The 16,175-nt window shown below is 38.9% G+C and carries 19 protein-coding genes and 1 pseudogene; 16 read left to right on the top strand and 4 right to left on the bottom strand.

Annotated features, from left to right (window positions below; translation table 11 throughout):
* Positions 1 to 470: 470 nt before the first annotated feature.
* The 16 genes and pseudogenes from JFL75_RS16045 to JFL75_RS16120 all read left to right on the top strand — a co-directional run bounded on the left by JFL75_RS16045 (position 471) and on the right by JFL75_RS16120 (position 10,918).
* Positions 471 to 875, top strand: a complete 405-nt coding sequence (locus tag JFL75_RS16045) for a VOC family protein (RefSeq protein WP_215627687.1) — start codon at positions 471 to 473, stop codon at positions 873 to 875.
* Between the two features lie 19 nt (positions 876 to 894).
* Positions 895 to 1,392, top strand: a complete 498-nt coding sequence (locus JFL75_RS16050; protein ID WP_215627688.1) for a hypothetical protein — start codon at positions 895 to 897, stop codon at positions 1,390 to 1,392.
* A 209-nt stretch (positions 1,393 to 1,601) separates the two neighbouring features.
* Positions 1,602 to 2,351 (top strand): tetratricopeptide repeat protein, encoded by a 750-nt coding sequence (locus JFL75_RS16055; RefSeq protein WP_215627689.1) that lies wholly within the window; start codon positions 1,602 to 1,604, stop codon positions 2,349 to 2,351.
* Between the two features lie 183 nt (positions 2,352 to 2,534).
* Positions 2,535 to 2,918, top strand: a complete 384-nt coding sequence (locus tag JFL75_RS16060) for a hypothetical protein (RefSeq protein ID WP_215627690.1) — start codon at positions 2,535 to 2,537, stop codon at positions 2,916 to 2,918.
* Between the two features lie 4 nt (positions 2,919 to 2,922).
* Positions 2,923 to 3,435 (top strand): hypothetical protein, encoded by a 513-nt coding sequence (locus tag JFL75_RS16065; RefSeq protein WP_215627691.1) that lies wholly within the window; start codon positions 2,923 to 2,925, stop codon positions 3,433 to 3,435.
* A 271-nt stretch (positions 3,436 to 3,706) separates the two neighbouring features.
* On the top strand, positions 3,707 to 3,910 hold the full coding sequence (locus JFL75_RS16070) for a type II toxin-antitoxin system VapB family antitoxin (protein WP_215627692.1): 204 nt from the start codon (positions 3,707 to 3,709) through the stop codon (positions 3,908 to 3,910).
* Complete coding sequence (gene vapC, locus JFL75_RS16075; RefSeq protein WP_215627693.1) at positions 3,907 to 4,308, top strand: type II toxin-antitoxin system VapC family toxin; 402 nt, start codon at positions 3,907 to 3,909, stop codon at positions 4,306 to 4,308. The genes JFL75_RS16070 and vapC overlap by 4 nt, the downstream gene beginning before the upstream one ends.
* 237 nt (positions 4,309 to 4,545) lie before the next feature.
* On the top strand, positions 4,546 to 5,388 hold the full coding sequence (locus JFL75_RS16080; protein ID WP_215627694.1) for an NADase-type glycan-binding domain-containing protein: 843 nt from the start codon (positions 4,546 to 4,548) through the stop codon (positions 5,386 to 5,388).
* 323 nt (positions 5,389 to 5,711) lie between these two features.
* Complete coding sequence (locus JFL75_RS16085) at positions 5,712 to 5,960, top strand: AbrB/MazE/SpoVT family DNA-binding domain-containing protein (RefSeq protein ID WP_215627695.1); 249 nt, start codon at positions 5,712 to 5,714, stop codon at positions 5,958 to 5,960.
* A gap of 3 nt (positions 5,961 to 5,963) precedes the next feature.
* A complete protein-coding gene (locus JFL75_RS16090) occupies positions 5,964 to 6,365 on the top strand; it encodes a putative toxin-antitoxin system toxin component, PIN family (RefSeq protein ID WP_215627696.1) in 402 nt (133 codons plus the stop codon).
* A 418-nt stretch (positions 6,366 to 6,783) separates the two neighbouring features.
* Entirely contained in the window at positions 6,784 to 7,068 is a 285-nt protein-coding gene (locus JFL75_RS16095) for a hypothetical protein (protein ID WP_215627697.1), read from the top strand.
* Positions 7,069 to 7,329: 261 nt separating this feature from the next.
* Complete coding sequence (locus JFL75_RS16100) at positions 7,330 to 7,800, top strand: hypothetical protein (protein ID WP_215627698.1); 471 nt, start codon at positions 7,330 to 7,332, stop codon at positions 7,798 to 7,800.
* 238 nt (positions 7,801 to 8,038) lie between these two features.
* Complete coding sequence (locus tag JFL75_RS16105) at positions 8,039 to 8,524, top strand: hypothetical protein (protein WP_215627699.1); 486 nt, start codon at positions 8,039 to 8,041, stop codon at positions 8,522 to 8,524.
* Between the two features lie 294 nt (positions 8,525 to 8,818).
* The gene (locus JFL75_RS16110; RefSeq protein ID WP_215627700.1) at positions 8,819 to 9,613 is read left to right on the top strand and encodes a nucleotidyltransferase domain-containing protein; all 795 of its coding nucleotides are present in this window, start codon (positions 8,819 to 8,821) and stop codon (positions 9,611 to 9,613) included.
* A complete protein-coding gene (locus JFL75_RS16115) occupies positions 9,610 to 10,299 on the top strand; it encodes a hypothetical protein (RefSeq protein WP_215627701.1) in 690 nt (229 codons plus the stop codon). Before JFL75_RS16110 ends, JFL75_RS16115 begins: the two co-directional genes overlap by 4 nt.
* Before the next feature lie 61 nt (positions 10,300 to 10,360).
* Positions 10,361 to 10,918 (top strand): annotated as a pseudogene (locus JFL75_RS16120) (AAA family ATPase).
* A 109-nt stretch (positions 10,919 to 11,027) separates the two neighbouring features.
* Here the strand turns inward: JFL75_RS16120 and ffh are convergent.
* The 4 genes from ffh to ndk form a co-directional block, all read right to left on the bottom strand.
* The gene (gene ffh / locus JFL75_RS16125) at positions 11,028 to 12,380 is read right to left on the bottom strand and encodes a signal recognition particle protein (protein WP_215627704.1); all 1,353 of its coding nucleotides are present in this window, start codon (positions 12,378 to 12,380) and stop codon (positions 11,028 to 11,030) included.
* Between the two features lie 394 nt (positions 12,381 to 12,774).
* Positions 12,775 to 13,845, bottom strand: a complete 1,071-nt coding sequence (locus JFL75_RS16130) for an NAD(P)H-dependent glycerol-3-phosphate dehydrogenase (RefSeq protein WP_215627705.1) — start codon at positions 13,843 to 13,845, stop codon at positions 12,775 to 12,777.
* 47 nt (positions 13,846 to 13,892) lie between these two features.
* Positions 13,893 to 15,740: a M3 family oligoendopeptidase gene (locus JFL75_RS16135; RefSeq protein ID WP_215627706.1), complete on the bottom strand. Its 1,848-nt coding sequence runs from the start codon at positions 15,738 to 15,740 to the stop codon at positions 13,893 to 13,895.
* Positions 15,724 to 16,167: a nucleoside-diphosphate kinase gene (ndk, locus tag JFL75_RS16140; protein ID WP_215627707.1), complete on the bottom strand. Its 444-nt coding sequence runs from the start codon at positions 16,165 to 16,167 to the stop codon at positions 15,724 to 15,726. The genes JFL75_RS16135 and ndk overlap by 17 nt, the downstream gene beginning before the upstream one ends.
* Positions 16,168 to 16,175 lie beyond the last annotated feature (8 nt).

The raw sequence follows: 16,175 nt of genomic DNA on the forward strand, positions 1-16,175 counted from the left end.
ATTCGGGCGGCTCGGGTTTCGCTACGGCTAGGTCAGCTACGCTTCCCACGCCTCCGCTCAACCACATTTGCCTCGCGCCGGTTGCGCTCGGCAAACGTCGTATAGCTGTAACGTTAGGCGACATATTTTTTGGACCATTTCTGGAACCTTTTTTAGGAATAAAATTTAAGACATAGGTAAGAAAAAGTAAATTTAAAAAAGAAAGATGACGAAATTAGAAAGAAAAAAGAAATGGAGGACCTTCTACGAAGGTCTCCAAAAAAGACGTCGCCTAACAACCGCTACACGCTTCGTCGGCACTTTGTGCCTCCTCGGGTATCGCTCCGGCTAGGTCACATTCGTTCCCACGCCTCCGCTCAACCACATTTGTGCGGGCTCGGCTAGCCCGCACAAACGTCGTATAGCTTGTAACGTTAGACGCAATTCGACAATACTCTTCAAAAGCTGTATGATGACTAAAGGAACATTTTATGGTAAATGGAATAAACCATATAACAATCTCGGTGAAGGATATTGATTCAGCATTTACTTTTTATAAAAATGTTCTGGAATTAACACCGATAATGAAATCAAAACGAAGTGCCTATTTTACCGCCGGCCAAGTCTGGATTGCATTAGATGAACGGCCAAATTATGAGAAATCAGATAATTATGCTCATATATGTTTTAATGTACCGAAAGAAAAATATTTGCATTTTATAGAAAAGATAAAGCAAAATAATATTACCGAATGGCAATCTAATCAAACAGAAGGTAATTCTCTCTATTTATATGATGATAGTGGAAATAAATTAGAAATACATTTTTCAACATTATCAGAGAGAATAGAATATGGAAAACAACATTTTGGTACTGATGTAGAATGGTTTATATAGTAGAACTGGAAAAGAAATAATGGCAAATTGGAAAGAATCAATAAAAATTATAGCAAAAAAAATAGAAATAGGACCTATCTGGAGTAAGACTGGATTATTAAAGCAAATTATACAAGATTTTGAAGTTTTAATAAAAGATATAGAGTATGATGCAATAGCAACGGTAGAAATGGGTGGAATTATATATGCCGCTCCGCTTAGTGCGAAGACTGGAAAGCCATTACTCATTTTTCGGAAATTGAATAAGATAACATATACAAAAGAAAAATACGTAGAGGAATTTATCAACTGGAAAAATGAAACAGATGGAATAGAAATCGAGAAAGCCTTATTAGAAGGAAGAAATAATATTCTATTTGTTGATGATATAATAGAAACATTAAGTACGGTAAAAGCTGTAAATAAGATATTAGGACAGACCGAATCAAGAATTGTTCAATATATAAGTATAGGAAATATATCCCAAAGAACAGAATATAATGGGATAAAAATACAATCCCTGATAAATCAAATGTAAAAGTCGAACTGCGTCTAACAAACGCTATACGCTGCGCCGCCCATTCGGGCGGCTCGGGTTTCGCTACGGCTAGGTCAGCTGCGCTTCCCACGCCTCCGCTCAACCACATTGCCTTCGCGTTGGTTACGCTCAGGCAACGTCGTATAGCTGTAACGTTAGGTGCAATATTTAGTTGTTGATAATACTGTAAAATAATTTTGGAGATTAAAATGTTGAGAAAAGGTTGTTTTTTCATTTATTTGCTTTTAAGCATGAGCTTGTTTGCTGAAATAAAGGGCTTTGAAATTATAATTGACGATCCAAATGTGCAATTTCAATCAAAAGAGTATTATATTTTACGTATTAAGGAATATTTAGAATTGACTCAATCAATAGACTCTAATCAGACATTATTTTTTGATAATGCAGAACGGGATTTTCAGGAAGCTGCTGAAAAATTTCCAGATGATTTAGAAATACTGTTTCTTAAAGGAGACATTTTATATTATAAAAATGATATTGAAGGTGAAGTCAATTATTACTCAAAATTACTAGAAAAATACCCACATGAATACGAAATATATATAAAAAGAGCAACTTCATATTGGGATTTAAAACAAATGAATAATTTTATAAATGATAATCTTAAAGCAAATGAATTAAAACCTAATGATTCAATTATATTGGGAAAAATCGGATTAGGGTATATGGAAATCGAAGATTATAAAAATGCAGAAATATACTTAACGCAATCATACAATGTTGATAATACAGATGTAGTGACATTAAATAATTTAGGAGCCCTAAATTATCATTTAGGAAATTATGAAATTGCAGATGGATGGATAACCAAATCATTAAGAATAGATGACACGAACCCAAATGCGTATGCTGTAAAATGGTATATACAAAAGGCACTTGGAAATGAAGAAGAGGCAGAAGAAGCATATATGAATATATTGCGCTATAGCAACAACTAAATACTGCACCTAACAAACGCTATACGCTACGTCGTCGCTACGCTCCTCCTCGGGTTTCGCTTTGGCTAGGTCAGCTACGCTTCCCACGCCTCCACTCAACCACATTGCCTTCGCGTCGGTTACGCTCAGGCAACGTCGTATAGCTGTAACGTTAGGCGCAATAATGCAAAACTTGGAGAAGAAATGATTTTATATAGACCTGTTGGTAAAAAAGAATATGATTTGATTAAAGATTCAAATTACAAATTATTTCCACCGCGATTATATTGGCAGCCAATTTTTTACCCTGTTTTAAATAAAAAATATGCAGAAAAAATAGCAAGTGAATGGAATACAAAAGATAAGGATTCTGATTTTATCGGAATAGTAACACAATTCACGATAGATGATGATTATGGAAATAAATTTGAAAAACATATAGTTGGGTCATCAATATGCGAAGAATTATGGATTCCTTCAGAGGAATTAGAAGAATTTAATACACACATTATTGATAAAATAAAAATCATAAATGTATTTTATAGTGATAACTATACTCAAGAAAAAATAGATATGTTCGAGGTATAGAGAAATGAAAAAGATATTTTTTATCGTTTTTCTAACAGGTGTTTTTCAAATAAATGCGCAAGAACAATTACTTATACGGGATTCATATTTATTACATCTCGCAATAGATAATGAAACGTATTGGGAATTTGATGGTCCAGAAATACCTTATGTTTTTGAAAAAGAAACAATTCAATTATTTCCTGGGGAAATAGTAAATTTTGAGTTAATCGAAACAGAAAATGAGAAAATTTTATTAAAAGCAGTTAAAGAAGTTACAGATGAGGAAAACACAATAATAGTTGATTTTAAACAAATTGTAAAAGATGAAGATACAAGAGAACATAATTTTATGATGCTAACTGTAATGAATCCATTTAATAGAACAATAGTTTATAAAGCAAAAATATTTCTTATATTGTATGAAAAATGGGTAGATACGACGATAATTCCTGTCAGAGAATATTTATCATCATATGAAATGTGGCCTGATGTAATAGGAACAATAGTGTTATATGATTTTATGTATGCGGATTGAAAATATGCATTACTGCGCCTAACAAACGCTATACGCTGCGCCGCCCTGGTGGGCGGCTCGGGTTTCGCTGCGGCTAGGTCAGCTTCGCTTCCCACGCCTCCGCTCAACCACATTGCCTTCGCGCCGGTTGCGCTCAGGCAACGTCGTATAGCTGTAACGTTAGATGCAATTGGTCGAAAGAAATTGTCTTAATAAAATACAATCAATAAAAACTCTCCAAAACACTTGAATATTCAATAAATGTGTATTATTATGTGTATAGAGGTGTTTCATGAGAACAAATATTGTATTAAATGATGAGCTTGTCGAAGAAGCTTTTAAATATTCTACGAATATTACAACAAAAAAAGAATTAGTTGAGACGGCTTTACAAGAATATGTAAATAATAGAAAGCGTAAAAACTTAAAAGATTTGAGAGGAAAAATCCAATTTAGAGACGATTATGATTATAAATCTATGAGAGAAAAAAAATGATTCTTGTGGACACTTCTGTATTGATAGGATATTTCAAAGGTGCTGTAGGTAAGGCATATCAACAATTTGATGAAATAATTGAAAACAATGTTCCCTTTGGAATAAATAATGTTATTTATCAGGAAATCTTACAGGGTTCAAAAACTGAAAAAGAATTTGATGAATTAAAGGAATATTTGCAAACAGTACTATTTTATGATATCCACAATGGAAATCATTCATATGAAAAAGCAGCTTTTATGTATTTCAAATGTCGAAAAGCAGGGGTTACAGTCCGAAGTAGTATTGATTTAATAATAGCGCAAACAGCAATAGAAAATAATTTGTACTTATTGCACAGTGATAATGATTTTGTAAATATATCTAAAGTAATTAAAGAATTGAGATTATACAAATAATCACGACCAACTGCATCTAACAGCGTGTATCCGCGGACGCTCACTACGTTCGCTGGCCTGCGTTCGGCTAGGTCATTTCATTCCCACGCCTCACTTCGGCACATTGGACAGCAGCGGCCTTGCTACGCAAGTCCTTATTAGCTGCTGTCCAACGTCGGATACACCCGGGACGTTATGTGCAATGTCCACAAAAATGGTCCTAAGAACTAAAACAACAAGTTCCTAAAGGAGCAGTTAATGAAAAGAAGATGGTTTTTCATAATATTATGTATTTTTAAAACTAGCTTTTTATTTTGTCTAAATTATTCAGCTAGTGATTTGTCTCGATCAATAACCTTAACTGATACTAAAATAATCTTTGAAGAATCTGAAAAAATATTTAGTCCGGAATATAAAATTTTAACTAATAAAGAAGAATATATGATTACATGGGAATTTTCCAATGGTATTGCATATATTAATTTTAATTATACCGGAAAAATGTTTAATGGTGAAGAAAACGGAGAAAAGAAATATTTGGTTTTATATGACGAACCAGCAAATCATCTTTATATTTCTTTTTATAACAAGGATAATGAATTAATTTATGAATTATTTGGATGGAAATATACTATTGATGGAAAAAATAAAGTGACTGCTCAAGCAAGTTCAGAATTACAAGAAAAAAATATATTGTATAGTGCAGAAAATATACTAAATCTAAATAAACTAATACCATGGGTTGAAGGTATTGATGGGGCTGGTATTGGTGAAAAAATAAAAATAACAAGAAAAGAGAATAATTATTTTTTTGGAATGTTACTATCGAATGGGTTTGTAGATTATAACAGGCCGAATTTATATGTAAATAATAATAGAGTAAAAAAAATCCGCATATATTATGGAGAAACAGGGAACTTTACGGATTTTGAAATTAACGACAGTCCGCATTACCAATATATACAATTTCCATATAGTTATAATGAATATTGGAATTCAGGAATAATCATTGATTATATAGAAGTTGAAATATTAGATGTATACAAAGGCGATAGATGGGATGATACATGTATAAATAGTATTTACATACTAGCGGACTAATCTGAAATGTGGACACTGCACATAACAGCGTGTATCCGCGGACGCTCACTATGTTCGCTGGCCTGCGTTCGGCTAGGTCAGCTACGCTTCCCATGCCTCACTCCGGCACATTGGCCAGCAGCGGCCTTGCTACGCAAGTCCTATTCGCTGCTTTCCAACGTCGGATACACCCGGGACGTTATGTGCAATTTTGCCTAAGATTTTATATATAATATAACAACCGAAAGAATATTTATTTTTCCAAAGATGTACATGAAATAATATAAAATTTCTTGACAAATATTGTTTGTTTTAGTATATTCTTATATGTAAGGAAAGTAAGGATGGAAATAGCAAAAGTAACATCAAAAGGACAAATAACGATTCCTCAGGATATTCGGGAAGAATTGAATATAAAGCAGGGTGATAAAATTATATTCTTCAAAGAAAATGGAAAGTATTATTTGGAGAATTCATCATCTGTGGCATTAAAAGTATTTCAAAAAGAAATGAAAGGTGCTTCCAAAGAGGCTGGATTTAAAGATTCTGATGATGTAGTAAAATATGTAAAAGACATACGAAAAAAGAAATGATATATGCGCATTTTTGTTGATACTAATATAATTATATCTGCAGGCTTATTTCCCGAATCAATAGTTGCAAAAGTATTTCAACACATAATTACTAATCATAAAATTATACTATGTAAACAAACAATAGAAGAAGTAAAAAGTGTATGTAAGAGAAAATTTCCTGGTCGAATTAAAATAGTGAACGCTTTTTTAAATAGTTTAGAGTATGAATTAATAGATTTTCATAATTTTGATAAGACTAAATATCCAGAAATAAGAGATGACTGTGATATACCAATATTAGCATCTGCAATAGAATCAAATGCAGATATACTGATAAGTGGTGATAAAGATTTTGAAGAAGTAAAAATAAAGAAACCAAAGATAATAAATCTAAAGAAATATATAGAAGAATATATGCCGTAACAGGCAAAACAGCACATAACAAACGCTATACGCTCCGCTCCTCCCTACGGTCGGTGCTCGGGTTTCGCTGCGGCTAGGTCACGTACGTTCCCACGCCTCCACTCAACCACATTGCCCTCGCGCCGGTTGCGCTTGGGCAACGTCGTATAGCTGTAACGTTATGCGACATTTTTTTGACTTAGTGGATAATGTAGAAAACTGAAATTCATTTGAAAAAGAACCTTTGATAATTTTATTAAAAATCGTTTATTTTTGAAAAAAGTTATTTCAGTTATTTTATTATTAATTTAGTCACATAAAATAATTCTAATATGATCAGATAGATAATGACTTAATAATATTGAAAATCAACATATTCAATTTGAACGATCCATAGATAAAGAAACTTGTTGCAAAGACCTTATTGAAGAAGAAGCTTATGAATAAAAAAGATAAATATGAGAATGAAAAACTCAAAATATTTTATAATTGGTTAACTCTTTTTGGAGGAAGCACTCTAATTATAGTTATTATTTTTATGTATTTATTTACACCATTGAAAGGATCATCTATTCCATTAATTCATTTTTCAACAAATGAAGAAATAATACTTAAAAGTATTCTTATTGGATTCTATATAGTGATTAATATTATTGCAGGATTCAATTATCATAGAAAAGTAAGAGTTTTGAAGAAAACATTTTATAAAAAAAACGTCGTCTAACAAACGCTATACGCTGCGCCGCCCATTCGGGCGGCTCGGGTTTCGCTACGGCTAGGTCAGCTGCGCTTCCCACGCCTCCGCTCAACCACATTTGCTTCGGCCCGGTTGGCCTCAGCAAACGTCGTATAGCTGTAACATTAGGCGTCATTTTTTCTGAAACATCCTAAGAATAAATATTGGAAATAATGCTTGAGAAAATATTTTGTTATAACCTGTATAATATTTTTATTTAATACTCAAAATATATTTAGTATAATCGAATTGAATAATTACCAAATATCAAAAGAGATAAATTTATTTGGAAAGATCCAATTAAAAGATGATGATGTAAAGGATTCTTTTTTTAATGTTCACTATGTTTTTATTCCTGAAAAACCAATGATTATAAAAATTAATAATATAAATAAAGATGTAAATGTTATGGAAATAATATTTTCTGAAAGTTTCTTCCCAAATAATAATAAAGAATTTGTATATAAAATTAAAGGATATTTAACATTAGTAACTGGCGAACAAGACTTGCAAAATGTATTAATCAAGGCAAATGAAATTAGAGAGTATAAATATACAAAAGGAAATATTTTTAATTGGCTTTCAGAGACAAGTGGAAGTTTTAGAGGACAACCTGTTCAAAATTGGGCTCATGTACTGGCTGGTATCATAATATTTACTAATTTAATTTGGTATCTTATAAGTAAAATTAAAAAGAGCAAACGAAAAAACGACGTCTAACAAACGCTATACGCTCCGCTCCTCCCTACGGGCGGCTCTGGTTTCGCTACGGCTAGGTCAGTCGCTCCCGCTAGTCGCTCGTTCCCACGCCTCCGCTCAACCACATTGGCTTCGTCCCGGGTGGGCTCACTAAACGTCGTATATCTGTAACGTTATGCGCAATAAATACCACTTCATTCTTTAGGAGGATAAAATCATTGACAAAGTACTATATCAATCTTAAGAAGGGGAAAGAGTTATGATATCAAATTTATGTACTGCCAGTGGAAAAATATATGAAATTGGAAAACTGGTACCTTCACATCATCAGTATGTTGATAGATTATATCAATTTGATTATGTTCCTGATGAGTTGTCAGGTTGTTTGCATATTAAAACACATGGTGATGATAAAATGATTAATGAAGATGAGGTATGCTTTTCTTTTGATAGTGATCAGGATATTGATGTCTTTATACTGTATCCAGATAAGCAGCCATTTTTACCAAAATGGTTAATTGAATTTGAACGTAAACGAATGAACGTCACTCGAATGGATTCGATGGCATCTAATTTAAAAGGGTATTTCAGTATTTACAAGAAGCAATATAAAAAAGGACCTGTTGTACTATTTGGAAATTCACCTTCTAGTATGCTTGCACAAAATTGGTATGTTGAAACAAAGGGTGCTAATTATTGTATGTACAGTGTTTGTATAAAACCTGCCATCGATGAACGGTTCTAATTGAAACTAAGTAATACGTTGCTCATTAGTTTAGCGGCTGGTCTCATATATCCTGTTTAAGTTGTACGCGGTGCAGAGTGATTCTTAAAATAGAACATATTTAATGATCAAATATCGAATATTTTATTGTTGACTCTCACTCATTAATATCATTTTTATGAGTAACCGTTTACCACATTTTCCCATGAATAACTTAGTTGTAATTAATATCAAAACTCATATATTCTATTATAACATTTCCTAGTTTTATTAATACTATTATATACCTTAAAATAATCCCGGAGGACTAATGATATGAATCATAAAATATTTCTGCGTATCCAGGAACGGCTTCTGAATATAGAGAAAGAACATGAAGTAAAAATACTCTATGCGGTAGAATCAGGTTCAAGAGCATGGGGATTCGAGTCAACGGATAGTGATTATGATGTTAGATTTATTTACTGTCATAAAAAAGACTGGTATTTATATATTCTGCCAAAACGTGATGTAATAGAATATCCAATAATAGATGAATATGATTATTCCGGATGGGATCTCCAAAAGGCTTTGTTCTTAATTAATAAATCAAATCCGGTAATATTTGAGTGGTTTCGATCACCAATCGTCTATTATAAAGAGGATTTTTTCTTTGATAAAGCAACAGAAATATCAAAGTTGTATTTTTCACCAATATCATCGATTTATCATTATTTACATATGGGGAAACGGAATAACCGGGAATTTCTGCAGGGTGAAAATGTAAAAATTAAAAAATATTTTTATGTATTAAGACCAGTATTAGCATGCCAATGGATTGAAGAAAAAAATGAACCGCCTCCTATGGAATTTTCAACCTTATTATCACTCATTTCTGATAAAGAATTATTAAATGCCGTTAATACATTATTGGAAAAGAAAAAGTCTGGTGCCGAGTTAGGACTGGAGCCGCGCGTAGAAATAATCAATAATTATATTGATGAGAAAATAACACATATAGAAAAAATTATAATAGGTTATGATTCCAGGAAAAAACCGGATGCTTCATTTTTAAATCGGAATTTCGTACAAATATTGGATCATTATAATAGTTATTTTTATAAAATATGAAAAATACTGTATTAATTGTCATTCTTGTATTAATCTTAACTGGTTTAATATTATTCGTGAGTTTAGGTTTTAAAACCGTAAACACTGAGTTTGGTTATTTTATAAAAGATAAAATTCTAAAAGAGAATCTGGAAAGAGCTGGTATAAAGATTGATGTCACGCCAATGACAAGAATAAGTGATGGATTCGTTAAAATACTAAATGATACAAGAGAAAGAATAGTTCTTAAACAGCCGTATCAGCTAAGCATTACACTAGATAACAAGAATACTGATATTGATTCCGGAATACTTTTAAAAAACTTGTCACTGTATATGGGGAAGACAACCATCAATTTATCAGAAAACATTTCTGAAATTAGATTGTCAGAATATACCGCAGATGGTATAAAAATGTTTTATAGTTTTACGGATTTTGAAATAGAAGAAACTCAAAGAAACAAGTTTATTGATCTAAGAAACAGAGGAGAAAATCCCTTCTTAATAACTATTGTTTTTAATGATACGCATCTTAAGTATGATGATATTAAAAATTTTAATTTTGAATTTGAGGTTGATGTAAAGAATGGAAATGATGTTTTAAATTACTCATATAATATACAGTTTGAAAGGAAGAAAAAAGTTGATAGAGTACCGGTATGGCTATTATGGCTTTTAAAAAATACATTGTACCGGGATTTTATTTGAAAGTGCAGTCTTTATCAGAAAACACTATATACAATATTTTTCTTTTTCTGAAAGGATAAAAATGTATAGCAATTCCGGAGAAAATTTATTGTATATAATTACCGGCGGCCCTGGAGCCGGAAAAACATCTGTGGTAAATGAGTTGTCTGTTCGCGGTTATAAAACCATTCCTGAAGCAGCGCGTGAGATCATCAGGAATCAAATTGACACGGGTGGGGATGCGCTTCCCTGGAAAAATAAAGAACTCTATACATAGCTGATGCTGGAAGGTTCAATTAAAGGGTATACAGAGGCAGAAAAGACAAATCCGTATGGAATAACTTTTTTTGACAGAGGATTGCTGGATACATTATGTTATGCAAAAATGATTGGTATGGCAGTTTCCGAAGAATTGAACTATATGGCATCGCAGTATAAATATAACAAGAATGTTTTTCTGCTTCCCGCCTGGAAAGAAATTTATGAAACGGATTCTGAAAGAAAACAGAATTGGCAGGAGGCTGTGTACACGTATGAAAAGATGAAGGAGACGTATTTGGAATATGGTTATTCCATTATTGAGGTACCGAAATTATCCGTGGTAGAAAGAGCGGATTTTATTCTTTCCGCTTTAAAATAAAATTTGACGGCCTATCAACTGATGCCGACCTGAAGCTGTATTAAAATATGATAATCTGTTTATTGATCAATTATACGCAAGAGATCTATTTCCGAATTCGCGGAAGATACTAAAAAAAGCCTCCGCCCTGCATGCGCGCCATCATTGACTGGGCGCTTTTCGGATTTTTGCTCATTTTTGACATCTTCTTCATCATAGTGCGCATTTTCTCAAATCTTTTAAGAAGCCGGGCGACTTCCGCGACGGAAGTTCCGGAACCCCTGGCGATACGTGACCGCCGGGACGGTCCGATGATCAGATGGTTTGCCCGTTCTTTCTTTGTCATTGAAGAGAGAATAGCCTCCTGGCTTTTTAATTCAGCCTTATCGATGTCTTCCTCATTTACCTGCCCGGCCATTCCGGGAATCATATCAATCATTGACTGCAGTGATCCCATCTTCTTAACCGATTTAAGCTGGTTCAGCCAATCCTCCAGAGTAAAGTTCTCCTTCTCCATCTTCTTCTGGAGTTCTTCGGCTTCCTTCTGGTCGTAAACCTCCTGGGCTTTTTCAACAAGACTGACCACATCTCCCATGCCGAGAATCCGGCCGGCAATCCGGTCAGGATAAAAAGGCTCAAAGTCTTCAGGTTTTTCACCGGTACCGACAAATTTAAGCGGTTTCCCTGTGATGGTTTTGAGAGAAAGCGCGGCGCCGCCGCGGGTATCGGAGTCGAATTTTGTTAATACAACCCCTGTGAGTCCGATTTTTTCATCAAAGGTCTTTGCGATATCAACCGCCGACTGCCCGGTCATTGAATCGGCAACAAGAAGCAGTTCATCGGGGCGGGCCGCATCCTTAAGACGTGACAATTCCGCCATCATAGGTTCATCAATCTGAAGCCGGCCGGTGGTATCTATGATCATGGTATCGATCATATTCTTTTGGGCCCAGCTGCTGGCATCCCGGTAAACCTTTACCGAATCCTTGGCGCCGTCTTCCTTAAAAACCGGAACCCCAATCTGGGTCCCAAGCACTGCAAGCTGTTCCATGGCGGCGGGCCGGACAAGGTCGCAGGCGACAAGCATGGGCTTTCTGCCTTCTTTTTTGAGACGCAGGGCAAGCTTTGCGGAGCTTGTGGTTTTCCCTGAGCCCTGCAGTCCAAGCATAAGTATGGTTGAAATTGTGTCGGGCCCCTTCAGCTCAAGGTCCTGTTTTGTGTCTCCAAGGAATGAAACAAGCTTGTCGTGTACTATTTTAATGAATTGCTGCCCAGGGTCGACTGAGCGGAGAACTTTTTCGCCCTTGGCCTCTTCTATCGTGGAGTTAACGAAACGGCGTACTACCCGAAGGTTGACGTCCGCCTCAAGCAAAGCCATTTTTATGGCATCTACCGCTTCGTCGATATTTTTTTCGGTGATAGTTGCTTTTCCGGCAACAGCCCTCAGGGCATCGGATACTTTCTGGGTAAGTTTATCTAGCATACTATTCATTACCCCAGAGGAGGGCGCCTGTCAAGTAGGAGGGGGAGCACGGGATTTGTATATGCAGCAAGCACACAGGAAAACAGTATCTGCGGGCCTATCGGATAAAAATGAGAATGGCTCCTCGTCGGCCTTCGGCCTAGAAAGTCGCTCATTCCCATTTTTACCCGATACCCGGCGTTACATTTACACATAAGTGCTTGCTGCCTCTACTTGCCGGGTTTTGTCTTTCCTGGCGGGCTGCTCCCCCTAGCTCCAGCCTTGCCGTATTATCTAAAGACTTACCGCCAAGGGTGGCAAGTCTTACGCCACCCCCACTTTTGGTTTCTGGGTTTGGTTGCTCTTCTGCAGGGAAGCACATCCCGTATACATTATGTAGGCAAAGATTTTTCGCTTACTGCAGATTGCTCAGGAGTCCGTCCAGCAGATCCAGGGGTTCCAGTTCCCTGTTCAGTATTTTGTAGAGACTCGTGGATATAGGCATTTTGAGCCTGTGCTCTTCAATAAGGGTTTTAACGAATTTCGCGGCCACCACACCTTCCGGGAGGTAGCCGATTTCATTTATCCGTCCGATGAGATCATCAAGATCCCTGAAGGAGGACAGGAGTTTCTTTTCGATTATTTCCTTGCCGAAACGCCGGTTCCGGCCAAAAACCGAGCGGCAGGTTACATCCAGGTCACCAACACCGGATATGGATGTAAAGGTTTCCGCGTGGGTAGCGCCCATGGCGCGGCCCAGGATCTGAATCTCATTGAGGCCGGCCGCCAAAAGCAGTGATTCTGTGCCGTCACCGAACATATCTTCGATGCCGTTTTCCGCCGCTCCTGTTTTAAGCGCGTCCAGTATACCAAAGGCGATGGCGATCACATTCTTCGCGGCCGCGGCGACCTGGACACCCCGCACATCAAAGGATGAAAAAACCAGGAGCCGGTTGCTTTTTAGAAGATCCCTGAACCGGATCGAGTTTTTGGCATTCTCGCTGGCCGCGATCAGTCCCGTTATTTTCCCCCGGGATACTTCTTCCGCGTGGCTCGGGCCGGCGATGTACACCAGGGATTTGTGGTAAAATCCGGGGAGGTAATCCTCCAGAGTTTCGAGGATAAGCCGCGGGCCCTTCTGTGTGGGAAGGAATCCTTTTGTAATTACCCCGATAGCCGTTTGACCTTCCCTGATCGAAGGAACCATCAGTATTTTTTTTATCGTATCCAGCAGAAAGAGGGAAGGTGTCGCAAGGATCAGGAATTCCTTGCCCTCCGCGGCCTGGCCGATATCCGTCATCGCGCGCAGGTTGTGCGGCAGTTCCACCTCAGGCAGAAACTGACCGTTTATATGGTTTGTATTGATATCATCCGCAGTGGAAGCTTCATGGCTCCAGATATCCACGTCATGGCCTTTGTCGGCAATTGCCTTGGCCACTGCCGTACCCCAGGCTCCCGCTCCCAGCACCGCTATTTTTGCTGCCATTCTAATTCCTTTTCACTGTAAAAAATTCGCTTATTTTCAGTATATTGCTATTTTGCCGGGTTTGCCAAATCTTCGAATTCGGCGATCCGCTGCCGGATAACCGCCATCCCGCTGTCCCAGAAGGCGGTATCTTCGAGATCGAAGCCCGCCAGACGGGCTACTTGCTCAGCGGAGGATCTGCCTGTTTCGCGGAGCAGAGTCCGGTAGGAATCGGCGAATCCCGGGCCTTCTTCCTTTGCTTTGGCGTACAGGCCGAGGGAAAAAAGCTGCCCGAAGGCATAGGGATAATTGTAAAAAGCCAGGGCAGGGCTGTAATAATGGCCTTTCACCGCCCACATATAGGGATGGAGCAGCGTTTCATCGAGGCCGCCGCCGTAGGTTGCTTTTTGGGCTTCCGTCATTATATCACAGAGCTCCGCCGGAGAGAGTTCCCCTTTTTCCCTGCGCTGGAATAGTTCCCGTTCAAAATAAAAACGTGAAAGGATATCAACTATAACCTGGCAGCTGTCTTTTATACTGCCCTCAATAAGCCCCAGCCGTTCGGCGGCGGGAGCTTCCTTCATGGCGGCTTCAAAAACAACTGTTTCGGCGAAGATACTTGCCGTTTCGGCGAGGGTCATGGGATAGGAACTTTGGGTACGGGGCAGATCCTTGATAAGCTCATGGTGCCAGGCGTGGCCCAGCTCGTGGGCGACGGTGGTAACCGAATCAAAGGAGCCTTCAAAGTTGCAGAGTATCCGGGATTCCCCGGTCAGCGGGAAATCCGTACAGTAGGCGCCGCCGACTTTCCCGTTTCTTCCTTCCGCGTCGATCCATGAAAATTCGAAGGCATGCCGCGCGAAAATACCCATACCGCTGTCAAAAGATGCAAAGTGCCGGATGATGAATTCCTTTGCCTCATCCCATGTCCACTTTTTTCCGGAGGTTCCCACCGGAGCGAAGAGGTCGTAAAACGCGCAGGAATCGATACCCAGAATTTTCGCCTTTGTTTTCAGGTACTGCCTGAACATGGGGAGGGAATTCTCCAGGGAAGCTATCAGAGCGAGGAAGGTTTTCCCGCTGATACGGGACTGGAACAGGGATTTCTCCAGGGCGGTTTTCCACCCCCGCCGTTTGTCAACGGTAATGGCTGTTCCCTTAACGCCGTTCAGCGCGGCGGCCATGGGAATTTCCATGGATTTCCAGACTCCGAGTTCCGCCTCATAAGCCCGCCTGCGGACCATCCTGTCAGGATTATGGGCCAGGTCCCGGAGGGCAATAACGGTTTTCCGTTCCCCCGTATTCCGGTCCCAGAGTGTATCCGCGGAAGATGAAATCGCCTCCTGCAGCCTTCCCCAGGCGTCTCCTCCAGAGCGGGCCAGGTCATTAGCGAGATCTTCCATTTCCGGGGCCATCTGATATTCAGCCTTGGCAATGGCTTCCCTGAGAAAAAATACATACGGTTTATACCGGGGATCGTTTTCCAGAAACGAGAAAATCTTTTCTTTTTCGGCCGCCAGTTTGGAACGGAAAGTCACGATGGCCTTTCCCAGGGGAAGCAGCAGGGTTTCCAGCGCGTTTACTTCGTTAAGCGCCCGGGAACTGCCGGTATCGGTGGTAAATACCGCCGAAGCGTAGGCTTCGAGATTTTCTCCTATATCGCCGGCTTCTTCGTACGCGTGGATCAGGCTGAGAATATAATCAGCCGCTTCCTCGCCGTTAGCCGGCATGGGTTCCGACAGGAGATCCAGGAGGCGGCCTGCTTTTTTTTCGATGAGTTCCTTGTCGCGGGAATATTCCGGGGCATCAAAGGATGTGTATACCGAACGCAGGTCCCAGCGGGGAAGGGCCGCCGTTTCCTGTCCGGCGGTCTCATCCGGCGCACGGACAGGAGATGATTCAGAACCAATGCCCATTGCCGTCCTTCCAGTCGATCAGTTCTTCCGGTTTGAAAAACAGGGCGATTTCCCGTTCAGCGCTGGCCGGGGAATCCGACGCATGGACAATGTTGAGCCTTGTCCGGTAGGCGTAATCTCCCCGTATGGTTCCCGGGAGTGAGACGTCGATATCCGTAGGTCCTACCAGGCGGCGTACCATGGTGATCGCTTCTTCCCCTTCCCATACCATGGCAACCACCGGACCGGAGAGGGTGTACTCCACCAGTTTGCCGTAAAAATCCTTGCCCTTATGTTCCGCGTAATGGGTTTCGACCATGGCCTTATCCATCTGGAGAAGTTTAAGAGCGATCAGTTTAAGCCCCTTCCGTTCAAAACGGTGGATGACCTCTCCGGCGATGCGGCGCTGCAGCACGCCTGGTTTAAGCATGGTAAATGTTTTTTCCATTAATACAG

The organism is Breznakiella homolactica, from assembly GCF_016616095.2.
In the GTDB taxonomy this organism is placed as follows: Bacteria; Spirochaetota; Spirochaetia; order Treponematales; family Breznakiellaceae; genus Breznakiella; species Breznakiella homolactica.

Bases quoted from the DNA above. Each gene is read 5' to 3' on its own strand.
- JFL75_RS16045 (WP_215627687.1), top strand. From the start codon at position 471: ATGGTAAATGGAATAAACCATATAACAATCTCGGTGAAGGATATTGAT.
- JFL75_RS16050 (WP_215627688.1), top strand. From the start codon at position 895: ATGGCAAATTGGAAAGAATCAATAAAAATTATAGCAAAAAAAATAGAA.
- JFL75_RS16055 (WP_215627689.1), top strand. From the start codon at position 1,602: ATGTTGAGAAAAGGTTGTTTTTTCATTTATTTGCTTTTAAGCATGAGC.
- JFL75_RS16060 (WP_215627690.1), top strand. From the start codon at position 2,535: ATGATTTTATATAGACCTGTTGGTAAAAAAGAATATGATTTGATTAAA.
- JFL75_RS16065 (WP_215627691.1), top strand. From the start codon at position 2,923: ATGAAAAAGATATTTTTTATCGTTTTTCTAACAGGTGTTTTTCAAATA.
- JFL75_RS16070 (WP_215627692.1), top strand. From the start codon at position 3,707: ATGAGAACAAATATTGTATTAAATGATGAGCTTGTCGAAGAAGCTTTT.
- vapC (WP_215627693.1), top strand. From the start codon at position 3,907: ATGATTCTTGTGGACACTTCTGTATTGATAGGATATTTCAAAGGTGCT.
- JFL75_RS16080 (WP_215627694.1), top strand. From the start codon at position 4,546: ATGAAAAGAAGATGGTTTTTCATAATATTATGTATTTTTAAAACTAGC.
- JFL75_RS16085 (WP_215627695.1), top strand. From the start codon at position 5,712: ATGGAAATAGCAAAAGTAACATCAAAAGGACAAATAACGATTCCTCAG.
- JFL75_RS16090 (WP_215627696.1), top strand. From the start codon at position 5,964: ATGCGCATTTTTGTTGATACTAATATAATTATATCTGCAGGCTTATTT.
- JFL75_RS16095 (WP_215627697.1), top strand. From the start codon at position 6,784: ATGAATAAAAAAGATAAATATGAGAATGAAAAACTCAAAATATTTTAT.
- JFL75_RS16105 (WP_215627699.1), top strand. From the start codon at position 8,039: ATGATATCAAATTTATGTACTGCCAGTGGAAAAATATATGAAATTGGA.
- JFL75_RS16110 (WP_215627700.1), top strand. From the start codon at position 8,819: ATGAATCATAAAATATTTCTGCGTATCCAGGAACGGCTTCTGAATATA.
- JFL75_RS16115 (WP_215627701.1), top strand. From the start codon at position 9,610: ATGAAAAATACTGTATTAATTGTCATTCTTGTATTAATCTTAACTGGT.
- ffh (WP_215627704.1), bottom strand. From the start codon at position 12,380: ATGCTAGATAAACTTACCCAGAAAGTATCCGATGCCCTGAGGGCTGTT.
- JFL75_RS16130 (WP_215627705.1), bottom strand. From the start codon at position 13,845: ATGGCAGCAAAAATAGCGGTGCTGGGAGCGGGAGCCTGGGGTACGGCA.
- JFL75_RS16135 (WP_215627706.1), bottom strand. From the start codon at position 15,740: ATGGGCATTGGTTCTGAATCATCTCCTGTCCGTGCGCCGGATGAGACC.
- ndk (WP_215627707.1), bottom strand. From the start codon at position 16,167: ATGGAAAAAACATTTACCATGCTTAAACCAGGCGTGCTGCAGCGCCGC.